Origin of the sequence: Microcoleus sp. MON2_D5 (assembly GCF_036701905.1) — a bacterium.
In the GTDB taxonomy this organism is placed as follows: Bacteria; Cyanobacteriota; Cyanobacteriia; order Cyanobacteriales; family Microcoleaceae; genus Microcoleus.
In genome coordinates, this window is record NZ_JAUBRM010000135.1 from 1 (window position 1) to 12,101 (window position 12,101).

The following is a 12,101-nucleotide window of genomic DNA, read 5'->3' on the forward strand; positions in this document are numbered from 1 at the left end:
CGGTTTTCAAGAGAAGATTGTGAGTTAACTTGAGCGAACGTAGAACTCATATTGGAGACTCCATTAAGGGCATTATTGGTAGATACACCCCGGAGTTATCTCATCAAGCTTATTTGATAACTGTGCGATTTTTGCAATTAACTTTTGTATGGATCGAGGTAATCTGTACTGAGGATAACAGAGCCTAATTGCAGTTAGCCCGAGCTGCCGTCAGAAGTTGTGCGAACTTTGTCAACATCTATAAGGATCGAGGCCGATTTTTGAAGTGCCGAGGTAAATTTCTCGATACAGTCAGATGCCCCTGCCCAAATTCTGGAAACAAAATATCCACCTTTATTGATGCTGGAGTCCTTGAATACAAAGCTTTTGGATGGAGAATTTGCGTATTCCGAGATCGAGCCGTTTCCCTTAAAGAAGCCAACATATTGCGCCCTCCAAAAGCGAGTTTAGGGGTAGATACACCCTGGGATTTAGAGCTTCTGAAACTGCCAGCGACCTTGTTTATTTCGCTCATTTTTATTTAACCTATCTATCAGTTTGCTTTATTTCTGCAGCGCTGCCATCCGCGATCTCACGGAATTTATATTATGCGTGTTTTCCCTTACTTCCGACAAACGCGCAATTACCGATAGATTCGATATCCTACTGGTGATAAGTAGGTAGGCACGAAACAACCAAAGTAGGTGAAAATAAATGAACACAGAGAAGAAATCTACCGAGGTCATTAACATATGGGAGCTCGCTTAAGGGTATCCCTGACTCATGAACAAGACAGAACCCTCTTCAACCTCAGAACAGGAAATGTACCACAGAAAGTCAAAGACGCCCGCCGAAGTCATTCGGTTAAAGGCACACGGTTGGTACGTCGAAAAAATAGCGGCTCATGTAAATTGGACTTCACAGACCGTCAGAGAAGTTTTGCAAAAATGGGAAAAATCTGGTCTAGAAGGTCTGTGGGAACGACCAGGCAGAGGGGGAAAAGCCAAATGGAAAGAAGAGGACTTAGTGTTTGTGGAAGAATGCCTCAAAAAAGAACCCCGTACATATAACAGTCATCAATTAGCCCAAAAATTAGAACAGGAACGCTCGATTAAACTGAGTCCCGACCAATTAAGACGGGTACTCAAAAAAAGGGGGTCAATTGGAAGCGGGCAAGGAAGAGTCATAAAGGAAAACAAGACCCCAAAGTCCGAAGCCAAAAACAGGCAGATTTAGAGATGTTGGAATTATCGGCAGCAGGCTGCGAAATCGACTTAAAGTATTTAGACGAATCCGGGTTTGCCTGTGGAGTGAACCGGGCTACACTTATTATTTTAGAGGTGAACAAAAACGTTTAGAACAAACACAGCGCCGAGGTCGCAGATTAAGCATTATCGGATTTCTTCAACATGAAATCAGTTTTGTTTACGGCTTGGTGATTGGGGGTGTTAACCGCAAGTCTTATATCCACATGATGGAACAAGAAGCACTAGACGCAAAAAAAACGGGACGTACTAGAGTAATTGTACAAGATAATGGGCCTATACATCGATGCCATGAGGTGCAAGTTAGCGGCACCGTGCGGTCTTTATTCCGCTTGGCAGCTTTGCGGTTGCCATTTTTGAGAGTTTCTCCGATCCAAATTCGATCGCACTCACTCGAACAGTTTCGCCATCGCAAGGCCGCTGCTTCCCCAGTGCGGAGTGCTGTCCCAAATTTAAATGCAACATAGTCAAGGAAGTGTTTCAAATTTGGGGAGGAACGAAATTTCTCAAAAATCAACTCAATTTCCTTCAAAGTAAAAGGATCTGGGGGCTGTTTTGGTGGAACTGAAACCTTAACTTCGTCCCAAGGATTTTCTACTAGCAGTTTCTTTTTTTTGCCCCACTCCCAACAAGCGTTCATTAACACAATTCTTTCCCGTACCGTCACGGGTTCAAGTTTCTGTGTTTGTCCCAACCAGTCTCTAAATTTCTCAGCCACACTGTCAGAAACAGAAACACAGGTTTTGTTCTTGAAAAACACAGAAACGTGTTTTTGTAATCCAAGATATTTAGCGAGAGTAGCAGGTTCGATTTTACGGCGCTTGTACTCGACAAATTGCTCAAAGAGCTCAGAAACAGAAATGGATTCTTGTTTCTGTGGCTTGTACTTTACCAGGGAGGGGTCAAAGTTGTTACTAGCGATGTCGAGTTCAATTTGGCTGGCTTGCATCGAAGCAGCTTTACGGTTGGCGATCGAATCCGGCAAACCGAGATAGAGCCAGAAGCGTTTCCCCTCCCATGACCAGGCAAGTCGTAAGCGCTCTTTGAAAACTTCTATATTTACTGAGCCTTTTGGCATTGAAGATTTATCGCAGATTTATCGCAGTGATTGTCTGAGTATGTCACCCTTTGTCACCCCGTTATTGAGAATGCGTAACCTACGATTTATCTACCAAAAATAATGGAATCCTTAGTGTATAAGGATTCCATCTATCGGAGCGGCGGGATTTGAACCCACGACCCCTACTACCCCAAAGTAGTGCGCTACCAAGCTGCGCTACGCCCCGACAGCTTTAATAGCTTAGCATAGAATTCCCGAAAAAGTCAAAAAACTTTTAAAACTTTTGCGGCCTGCACCAAAGTCGGAACCGCAGCCGCCGGCCAAAAACCCTCGCACCTCCTGCCAGCATTCAAGATCAATTGCACGCTGTAAGCTTCGGGATAGCCTTCGACCTGCACCCACAGCAAGTCGCTTTCGGCTTCAATGGCGATTTTTTCCTCGTCCATTAACTCAGAGGCTATTTGACTCATTGTGCCTGCTAATTGCCCCAACAATCGGCAAAAATCGTTTAACTCAGCCTCTGTGAGTTCGATCGCCCAACCGTCGCCAGCCACCAAACCCTTAAACTCCTCCGCCTCCGGGTTCCATCCCAAACGCCACCCAACACCCGTTTTAATTACACGTTCCACCATTAAGAAATTTTAGATTTTAGATTTTAGATTTTAGATTAGTAGGGCTTACCCATAAATACGAAAGAAAACGGGTTTTTTACCTGTGTTAAAGGCTCAACAGCAATATTTCCGTAAAAAACTCGGTTTCTGTATCCATGAGTATTAAGGTGCCAGCAACTTCGCATCTCCCGGCTGCGGCTGCGGTATCTCCGGCGAATTCGATCGCCCTTGTGGTTTTTCCCCCGCCTGTGTGCGCCCACCCCCGGAATTCTCGGTAAAAACATCAACCAAAGCTTGAACCAAAGCATCGCGCTGTGCTCTATTTAACCTTTGAATAGCCGCACGATCCTGTTCCATTGGATTTGAGCGCAAAACGTCTTTTCCCGGATACACGCTTTCTACCAAATAATCGGGAGTCGCCCCCAAATAGTCAGCTAAACTCAACTTCCAATCAAAGCGGTAATTGGGCGGCCGTCCTTTAACAAATACGTGATATCGAATCAACCGCCCGACTAAAGTATTGGTAGGATCGACTTTTCCCGTTTCTTGAGAAATGTAGTTATTTTCGATCGGGAAATCCGGCAATTTTTCGTACACCAATTTCCACGCATCTTGCACCCTCACTTGCGGTGACGCAGATTCTTGAGCCACCCGCTGCACTGAGGCCGACTCAGAACTCCGCAGCAGCGAAGGTTCCAAAGCCGACATACTCAGTTCCCCGGATTCCAATACCCAACTCAAAAGCGTGAAAATCGCTACACTCAAAGTAACGAACAGAAAACTTAAGCCCTGCTTTAATCTATTCACGGTTTTGACAATAATTTCAAAAATAGAATAATTTCATAAACTTACCCCCAAGCAGATGTCCTAGTTTCTAATTTTAGGACTTAGGAAAAGAAACCCGGTTTAGGAAAATCAGAAGTTTGTCAACGAGACAGCTAAGAAGAAACCGGGTTTCTCGCCCGCGCCCGCCAGTCTAGTTTGAGAAAGTTTTGAGTGTGGAGTTTAAAAAAATTGCTCGCAATTCACCACTCAAAACCCAAAACTCCCGAAGTCTAGGGGAGTCCGATAATTTCCGGCTGACTCAGTTCGTCCGACATCTCAAATATCGCCCGCATTACAGGTTTCATTTGATGGTCGTCCATATTGTCAAAATCTTCATAGCGACGGCGTTTTGCGCGGTTCGCCACCTGCACCGTAATCCGATAGCGGTTGGATGCACCGTTAATCAACTCTTCCGCCCGACGGGTTAGCTGAGTTGAATCGAAAGTTGGACGCTTAACCATGAGACTCCCTACTTTATGTAATGTTACATTCTAGTCTAGTATGTCAAGATTCATAATTTATTAACTGAGTATCATTGCTTATGCAGGTAGCAACAGCCTATTCCTTTGGTCACTTGCATCGGGGAACTTCTCATCCCCTCAAATTGGTTGCTTTCGGTGACAGCTTAATCTACGGTTTCGGCGACGGTGTAGGCGGTGGCTGGGTGGAAAGATTACGGCGCCAGTGGATGTTACCGGAGAGTGCAGGACACGTTTTATACAATTTGGGCGTTCGGGGCGATCGCACCTATCAAGTCGCCCAGCGGCTCGAAAACGAGTTTCGCCAGCGTGGCGAGCTCAGAAACCGCGTCCCGGATGCGATTATTCTTTCCGTCGGCCTCAACGATTCGGCCAGAGTGCAGTCGCCTACCGGGCGCAGCTACACTGATTTTGAGCATTTTAAAACTGTTTTGGATAATTTGTTAAACCTGTCCCAACAACTTTGTCCGGTGATATTTGTCGGGATGGTGCCGGTGGATGAAAGTAAAATGCCTTTTCAAGATTGTTTGTATTACAGTCATGCTGACCAATATCGGTATAAGGAAGCAACAAAATTAGCTTGTGAGTTGCGGGGAATTCCCTATTTAGATATTTTTGATAAATGGCTCGCTCGGGGCAATATCTGGTGTAGTTCGCGCCTAACTTCGGATGGGCTTCATCCCAATGCAGCGGGCTATCAATCTTTATTTGAAGATGTGACCAGTTGGGAACCGATCGCAAGTATCAGTCATTAGTCAATTGTCAGTTTTCAGTTGTCAGCATTGCTAACTTGCACTACATTCTGAACTGGCAATCCACCGTTTGATTGAGCAATCGAAGTTTACCGGAATTGCAAGGCTCAACCGGAAGCTGATAAAGTAAAAATTCAACAAATACTAAAAAGCAACAATCGGTAGATCGGTATTTATATCGATTGGTTTCCGGGCAGGCTTGCATCAAGATGGAGAATGTGAGTCATAAGTTGAATATCCTAAAGGGCTTATGGTGTAAGCTGTTGCGCCATGAACTCAGTCTGAAAAACTTCTCCAAATTGCACTACTCAAGATCCGCTAGTTAAGTCCTGAGTTAAGATCGGTTGAAAGTTTAAGCCGAAACCTGAGGTCTATGAAAAAAGTAACCGCTGCATATCTTCGTGACATAGTTGCTGACGCTATTTATCCAAGCATTGAAACTTATCGGTCATCACGATTGTCTTCAGGTGAGGAGCACTACACTCCTCCAACTGGTTTGCCAACTGATGAAGAAATTGATGATTTCCTTTTTCATAATGGGTTGCTTGATGAAGAAACGGTTGAACAATTGATTGATCCGGGTTTGTTAGGCTTTTCTCATAAAACTGCCAACGCTACAGAATAGTGGTTGGAAGAGTTTCAAAATCATCTTCAGGATTGGGCAAACAATCAAAGCTGGCTAGGCGCGGACTTACCATGGCGTAGTTTTGTACCACCATATCAACCTGATGAAACAACTCTTTGGACTCCAGCTACCTCATTAGTACCTGCTTGGCTATCTACATCTCCCTCCTGCGTACTACTTGCTGCAGATATTCTGCGTGAGGGTAAGCTTTTATCAGAACTCAAGCCACGTGATTTTGAGGAGCTAATTGGTGCTCTTTAGGAGGCTGAAGGGTGGAGAGTTAAGGTAACACAAGCATCACGAGATGGTGGTATAGATGTTGTTGCCACAAAGTCTGATGAAACTCTTGGGGAAATTCGTTCAGTTTGGCAAGCGAAGAAGTACCGTCCAACAAACAAGGTTAAACTCAGCGAGGTTAGAGAACTGTCAGCAGTTTGCGAAGCTGAAAGAGCAACAAAGGGAGTAATGGTTACAACAAGCCGTTTAACTCGCGATGCGATAGAGTGGGTGAAACGTGATATTTATCGATTAGGTTACAAGGAGCACGATCACGTTAAGCGTTGGATTGAAGGTGTAGTATGGGATCAAACGCAACCCTCGCAAACTAAAGATTGAATTGCGGTCGGCAGTACAACAATTGCGGTGCAACAGACTGAAGGAATCCGCTGGTGCTGAACGTGAGTTAGATGCTTTCTGAAAGCTTTGGGGTGAGCGGAGTAATTTTTGCAAGTTTTTTGAGTTCTCAACGAAAGCATCAGGATGAAAGCTATTTTCGTCGAACTCACGTTCAGCATGAGGAAATCGCTAGAGTAAACATTGACTATCAAATGAAACTAGATCGACTGTTCAGTAACCAGGTGGGTGTTGCAAGCTACCAACCACTTTGTCGATCGCTCCTGCGATCCCCAACAACTCCATTTCACGCCACCGCTTACCAACAATTTGCATTCCAATCGGTAAACCATTTTGAGTTTGTCCAATTGGAATTACCACCGCAGGATGTCCGCTCAGATTAGAAGGCATGGTGTAAGCCCCGTTTGCCACTGCATAAGGATAGGATCTGCCATCAATGTCAACTGCACTCCAAGCGGGACGGTGAGTAAACGCAGCGGTTGCGGCAACTGGACAAAGCCATACATCCCACGGTTCTAATGCCTCATCCATATCGGCAGTGAAGCGATCGCGCTGTGTGAGTGCGTCGAAATATCCTTTCAAACTTGGATTCAATATCTCAGGTAGGAACCTGCTGAAATCTCCCAATTTTCGGAGTTCCTTGTCGCCTTGGGTTGCGGTGCGGAAGATTAACTCTAAACTACGACGCAGGTTATATCTATCCTGCGGTTGAGCGTAGATAGTCAGGTACATTGACATCCGCCCGTAGAGATTCAATATTTTGGAAAGGTCAAAGTCTTTGGGAAGCCAGCGTTCGATTTGGACACCTGCGTCAGAGAGTGTCTGCACGATCGACTCCATAGCTGCTCGAATTTCAGAAGCAACGGGAACTTCGGCCCATTCAGCCGTCCAAGCGATTTTGAGATGCTGCAAAGGCTTGCCAGATGGTCGATCGAGCGGAATCGGCGGGACATCAGGGCGTCGCCGATCCGCGCCTGCAATGAACGAAAAACAAAGCCGGATGTCTTCGAGCGATCGAGCAAAACACCCCACAGTCATCATTTGCCGAATAGACAGTGGCATCCCCGGCACTTCAGGAATCTGCCCTGCTGTTGAAATACGGCGATCTGTCGGCTTTAAACCATATATGCCGCAGAAATGAGCGGGTTGACGCACCGAACCCCCGAAATCGTTGCCCAAATCCAAGGGTGAAAGTCCGGCTGCGACAGCAGCGGCACTCCCTCCAGAACTGCCACCAGGTGTGTAGTCTAGATGCCAAGGATTATTCACCCGTGGAAACAGAGAATTTGTGCTTTGATAATCGGCAGCCAGTTCCGCCATGTTGGTTTTTCCCATGATGACGGCACCTGCTGTCTGCAATCTCGCAACAGCAGTTGCATCCTGTTGAGGCACATAATCTTTGAGGGGAATATAGCCTGCTGTGGTGCGGAGTCCGGCTGTTTCAAAAATGTCTTTAATCGTGATGGGAACCCCATGTAAAGCACCCCAGTTTTCTCCTCTGGCTAGGGCTTCATCGGCAAGTCTTGCTCTAGTACGGGCATTGTCTTCATCCAGCGTACAAATGGCGTTTAGTTTCGAGTTGTGCTTTGCGATTTGAGTAAGGTAAGCGTCGAGAACTTCGACTGCAGAGACTTGGCGATCGCGAATCATTCGCGCTAGCTGATGGGCAGAAGCAAACGTCAGGCTACTCATAAGCAACAAACAGGTATTTCTCGATCGAGTCAATTATATTCACTTTTAGTTAATATAGTTAACTAATATCAAACGGCTTTGTCCCTAAATCCTGTTAATTGCAGACACAAGGTAGATAAGGGAGATAAGTAACATAAGGATTTTAAGGAATTTAAGCATTTTAAAATTCCCCATTAAGAATAAAAATATTTATTTTAAAAGACCGTATCTTCCCCGCACAAGAAGTAAAAATTTTCAATAATGATTACATAACTGAGGGAAAGAGCAAGTTGGGCAGGAATCAATCAGCCTCTCAAAAGCTTAGTTCTCCTCAATAAAAAAATGTGTAAATTGGAGAATCAAAAAATGTCTGTATTACATCGCATTAAATCCGGTACATCTGTTTTATTAACATTGGGAACAGTTGCCGGAACTGCAGCGCCGATGCTAGCTCCTGCGCCTTCTTTTGCTCAGACAGCTTTTTCAGATGTTAATAATAACTACTGGGCAAAAGACTTTATTCAAGATTTGTCAGAAAGAGGAATTATCAAAGGATTTCCCGATGGCAGTTTTCGCCCGGATGCACCGGTAACGCGGGCTGAATTTGCGGCAATGGTGCGTTCTGTGAAAAAGGCAAAAACCCGCGCTGCTGTGAGGTTTGCCGATGTTCCGTCTAATTTTTGGGCAAGCGGGGCGATCGCAGAAGCTTACGAAATGGGATGGATGTCTGGCTATCCCGGCAATGTTTTCAGGCCGACACAGCAGATTCCTCGCGTTCAAGTTGTAGTCGCTTTAAATAACGGCATGGGCTATGAGCCTAAGTGCGATTTTCAAGATGTTCTCAGCTACTATAATGATGCGGGTGAGATTCAAAGTTATGCTGTTAAAAGCGTTGCTGCTGCTACTGAAAAACAGTTGGTTGTCAGCTATCCCAGTCCTAAATCTCTCAAACCCAACAAGTCAGCAACGCGAGCTGAAGTAGCTGCTTTTATCTATCAAACATTAGTGAGTACCAATCAAGCAAGAGCAATTAATTCTCCTTACATTGCTAAGATTGATGTTAGCCAATCTGTTGCTGTGCAAATTCCCAGGGGGGTGACTATCCCCATTGAGTACACAAAAGGCAAGATTTTGCTCGGCCCCAATGACAAGTCTCCGATTACGCTGACTGTAGCTGCGGATATCACGGGCGATAATGGTCAAGTGCTGATACCGGAAGGCTCGAAAATTAGCGGCGAATTGCGATCGACTGCTTCGGGCGTTCAGTTTGTGGCTCAAGAATTAAGTATAATCAACGGCAGTAGAGTGCCTCTCAATGCCACTTCGCAAGTGGTTACTAGGAAAGAAACTGTTACCAAGGGCGTTAATGTTGGTAATCTGGTTAAGAATACGGCGTTGGGTGCAGCAGCCGCGGCGGCGATTGCAGGTGTTACGGGTGATCGGGCGATCGCGACTGAAGAGGTGCTCGGCGGTGCGGGAATCGGGACTTTGATCGGAGTGTTTTTGGGTCGAGATAAAGTCGATTTGTATGCTGTTAATCCCGACACCGATTTAGATTTGCTTTTGAATTCCGATTTGGTAGTTGGTACTGCCAGCACAGACATTTGTAGCGCTCGATAGAGCCGATACTTGGAAATTTCCTCAAACCCCTCTCCTGCAAGGCGAGGGGCTTTAATGTGTGTATTTTACCTCGCTACAGGTGCATCTAATCAAATAATTAGTCAGCGATTTTCTTTAAGTGTGAATTTCTACGGACATCCCAAACTTTCTCGGGTAGAAACTGCCGTCACGGGATTGACACCATCTGCTTTCTCGCACAGGAGAGTCACTTGATAAGCGTCGATAATCGCGTCAGTAAAATCAGCGCCGGAAATTGTCGCATCATAAAACCGAGTTCGAGTCAGAATTGCCTCGGAAAAATTAGCATTCGTCAAATTAGCGCCGTCGAATGTAACTCTATCTACCAAAGCACCGGAGAGGTTGGCACCTGACAAGTTGGCATTCAGCAAAACTCCCTTAGTCAAAATCGCATTAGTTAAATCAGCACCTTGAAAATTGGTTCCCCGCATTTCAGCCGCGACAAATGTTCCCCCCGCTAAATCCGAGTTGGAAAAATCGCGATCGGACAAATTAATATTTGTGTAATTAATACTTGTTTTCGGCAGGGCAAATGCCGGAGTTGCACTCAGCAGCACCCACCCCAAAGCCAACACTAAACTTAAAACCAGGCTCAGGAGAATTTGGAAGACTCTTTTCATGATGATGGGAATGGGGAATGGGGCATTGGGCAGTGGGCATTGTTGACTGTTGACTGTTGACAACTAACAACTGACAACTGACTAATAACTAATTAAAATCGTTTTACCCAATCTTCGCCAACGCGAAGTGTCAAGTCAGAATTGATTTCACCGGTAGAAGATGCTTCAATTTTACCGCCGCCTAACTCTTTTTGCAGTAGATTGGCTGCCTCTAAATCGCCTTGCTGAACAATAATTTGACTGTGACGCTGCTTCTCGGGCGAATCCTGCACTACAGATACATTAAAAAAGCCCTTTTTTGTGAGAAACTCACCAACGGTTTTGGCTGCTGTCGGTTTGCTAGAAGCGTTTTGGACAGCTATTTTGAGGTTCTTGGGCAAAGCAGACTCGGTTGGGTTGCGAAATCGTCCTTGTGCAAAATCCGGCACGCCCGGGTTTAAATATTGTGCGATAATGCGATCGACCCCGACCACATCTACAATCCAATAACTGCTCAAATCGGCTTGTTCTGAACTAGAACTTCCAGGCAACATTACCATTTTAAAATTCTCTCGCTCCAACTGCAAACCAAAATTGGCCAGCGTCAATATTTCCTCATAATTTAGGTTTGTATCCACATATTTTTGCATCAATCGAACAATTTGTGGCAAGCGCACCAATACTGATGGACTTGCGAGGCGGTCCCGAATAGCTTGAATTAAAGATTGCTGCCGCTGAATGCGGCCGATATCTCCTAAACCGTCGTTGCGAAATCTAACAAATTGTTCTGCTTGTTCTCCGTTGAGAGTTTGCCATCCCTTGGCTAAGTTTATTTTTAACTTTTGGGCGCTATCTGTATAGGACATCGCGCGAGGTACAAATACCTCAACTCCGCCCAACAAATCGACTAATTCCCGAAACGCACTGCTGCTGACTCGCACGTATCGTTCAATTTTCGTATTGTTCAGCATACTGCTAACTAATTGCGTCGCCAAAGCTGCTCCTCCCGTAGCATTGGCTTCGCTAATTTTGCTGAAGCTCATTCCGGGAACTTCGACTTTAGTATCTCGTGGAACTGAAAGCAAACTAATAGATTTATCTCTAGGGTCGAGGTGGAATAAGAGTATTGTATCGCTGCGACCGTTAAATATCTTAGGGCCGACGGCAGGTTCCGGCACGCCGTCAATTCCCAATATCAAGATATTAACTGACCGCGACAGGCGGTATCCAGAGCGGTTGGAGGATAGATAGTCAAAGCCAGTCGCCTCTAATACTCTATTGATAATTGGGGGTTCCACGGGAGCTAACAGGGCAGTAATTGCCCCCATTGTGGCCGAGATGGCGGCGGTGAAGACTAGGAAAAATACCCCCACTACATATACGAAGAACTTAGGCTTTTTTCGAGATGTTTGATCGACTCGTTCAACAAAGTTTCTTTTAAAAATTGACAAGTTTTTCATTGACTTGCTGTTGGTTATTGCAGTTTTTCAGCTTTGCAGTAAAACTTGGGCGGTGCTTCGGGAAAGTATTTGAGCAAAGCCGGACACAGCCAGCCTTCGAGATTTTTCGATTCCCACCGATACCAGTTACCGCCGTATTCTGCTTTCAACCACAGCATTTCTGCTTGATATCCGGGAAATGGATTGGCTGAAAATAAAAGTCGGAAACCTTGAGCGGCATTGGGAATGTCTGCGACAAGCGTGTTAATCATTTCGGGGACGCCCTGAACAAATGGTTCTCGGACAAGTCCGACTCGCTCGTCGTCAAAAACCCAGGTGTACTGTTGGCGATAGGGGTAAATTACCATCATGGCATTGGACATGGTATTTTCCTCTTTTTATTTCGTTTGTTTTGTCAGCAAAAATGCAAGTCTTGATACATTATATTCCAATACGGTTCAGTTAAGGGCTAGGCAGTGCTTAAAACAATAAATACAGGAGGATTCATTATTATTCCAGTACCTC

At 45.3% G+C, this 12,101-nt stretch carries 13 protein-coding genes, 1 tRNA gene and 2 pseudogenes; 7 read left to right on the forward strand and 9 right to left on the reverse strand.

The genetic code is table 11. The annotated features are described in order from the left end of the window. Positions 1–762: 762 nt before the first annotated feature. A complete protein-coding gene (locus QUA47_RS28415; protein ID WP_333290364.1) occupies positions 763–1,215 on the forward strand; it encodes a helix-turn-helix domain-containing protein in 453 nt (150 codons plus the stop codon). Between the two features lie 67 nt (positions 1,216–1,282). Beyond that, the gene (locus QUA47_RS28420) at positions 1,283–1,711 is read left to right on the forward strand and encodes a transposase (protein ID WP_333433249.1); all 429 of its coding nucleotides are present in this window, start codon (positions 1,283–1,285) and stop codon (positions 1,709–1,711) included. A 116-nt stretch (positions 1,712–1,827) separates the two neighbouring features. Here QUA47_RS28420 and QUA47_RS28425 read toward each other — a convergent pair. The 5 genes and pseudogenes from QUA47_RS28425 to QUA47_RS28445 form a co-directional block, all read right to left on the reverse strand. Continuing rightward, a pseudogene (locus QUA47_RS28425) lies at positions 1,828–2,322 on the reverse strand (Arm DNA-binding domain-containing protein); the annotation flags it as partial. A 134-nt stretch (positions 2,323–2,456) separates the two neighbouring features. Then, positions 2,457–2,530, reverse strand: a tRNA-Pro gene (locus QUA47_RS28430). Positions 2,531–2,567: 37 nt separating this feature from the next. After that, positions 2,568–2,936 carry a DUF1818 family protein gene (locus QUA47_RS28435; RefSeq protein ID WP_333433240.1) on the reverse strand — a complete coding sequence of 123 codons (369 nt, stop codon included), beginning with the start codon at positions 2,934–2,936 and terminating at the stop codon, positions 2,568–2,570. Positions 2,937–3,077: 141 nt separating this feature from the next. Beyond that, positions 3,078–3,722 carry a hypothetical protein gene (locus tag QUA47_RS28440; protein ID WP_333433241.1) on the reverse strand — a complete coding sequence of 215 codons (645 nt, stop codon included), beginning with the start codon at positions 3,720–3,722 and terminating at the stop codon, positions 3,078–3,080. A 248-nt stretch (positions 3,723–3,970) separates the two neighbouring features. Beyond that, entirely contained in the window at positions 3,971–4,201 is a 231-nt protein-coding gene (locus QUA47_RS28445; protein ID WP_190661101.1) for a DNA-directed RNA polymerase subunit omega, read from the reverse strand. A gap of 80 nt (positions 4,202–4,281) precedes the next feature. Between QUA47_RS28445 and QUA47_RS28450 the strand changes: the two genes are divergently transcribed. The 4 genes and pseudogenes from QUA47_RS28450 to QUA47_RS31110 all read left to right on the forward strand — a co-directional run. Next, complete coding sequence (locus QUA47_RS28450) at positions 4,282–4,974, forward strand: GDSL-type esterase/lipase family protein (RefSeq protein ID WP_333433242.1); 693 nt, start codon at positions 4,282–4,284, stop codon at positions 4,972–4,974. A gap of 370 nt (positions 4,975–5,344) precedes the next feature. Next, a complete protein-coding gene (locus tag QUA47_RS28455) occupies positions 5,345–5,596 on the forward strand; it encodes a hypothetical protein (RefSeq protein ID WP_333433243.1) in 252 nt (83 codons plus the stop codon). A gap of 3 nt (positions 5,597–5,599) precedes the next feature. Beyond that, the gene (locus tag QUA47_RS28460; RefSeq protein WP_333433244.1) at positions 5,600–5,857 is read left to right on the forward strand and encodes a hypothetical protein; all 258 of its coding nucleotides are present in this window, start codon (positions 5,600–5,602) and stop codon (positions 5,855–5,857) included. Positions 5,858–5,872: 15 nt separating this feature from the next. Continuing rightward, positions 5,873–6,211, forward strand: a pseudogene (locus QUA47_RS31110) (restriction endonuclease); the annotation flags it as partial. A gap of 231 nt (positions 6,212–6,442) precedes the next feature. On the opposite strand, the gene QUA47_RS28465 reads toward QUA47_RS31110, so the two are convergent. Then, on the reverse strand, positions 6,443–7,921 hold the full coding sequence (locus QUA47_RS28465; RefSeq protein WP_333433245.1) for an amidase: 1,479 nt from the start codon (positions 7,919–7,921) through the stop codon (positions 6,443–6,445). A 345-nt stretch (positions 7,922–8,266) separates the two neighbouring features. Between QUA47_RS28465 and QUA47_RS28470 the strand changes: the two genes are divergently transcribed. Continuing rightward, on the forward strand, positions 8,267–9,520 hold the full coding sequence (locus QUA47_RS28470) for an S-layer homology domain-containing protein (RefSeq protein ID WP_333433246.1): 1,254 nt from the start codon (positions 8,267–8,269) through the stop codon (positions 9,518–9,520). A gap of 128 nt (positions 9,521–9,648) precedes the next feature. On the opposite strand, the gene QUA47_RS28475 is transcribed toward QUA47_RS28470, so the two are convergent. The 3 genes from QUA47_RS28475 to QUA47_RS28485 all read right to left on the reverse strand — a co-directional run bounded on the left by QUA47_RS28475 (position 9,649) and on the right by QUA47_RS28485 (position 11,959). After that, complete coding sequence (locus QUA47_RS28475; protein ID WP_333433247.1) at positions 9,649–10,158, reverse strand: pentapeptide repeat-containing protein; 510 nt, start codon at positions 10,156–10,158, stop codon at positions 9,649–9,651. 92 nt (positions 10,159–10,250) lie between these two features. Continuing rightward, positions 10,251–11,597, reverse strand: coding sequence for an LCP family protein (locus tag QUA47_RS28480; RefSeq protein ID WP_333433248.1), 1,347 nt, complete (start codon positions 11,595–11,597; stop codon positions 10,251–10,253). A gap of 14 nt (positions 11,598–11,611) precedes the next feature. Continuing rightward, positions 11,612–11,959, reverse strand: coding sequence for a DUF6717 family protein (locus QUA47_RS28485; protein WP_006633780.1), 348 nt, complete (start codon positions 11,957–11,959; stop codon positions 11,612–11,614). Positions 11,960–12,101: the final 142 nt, after the last annotated feature.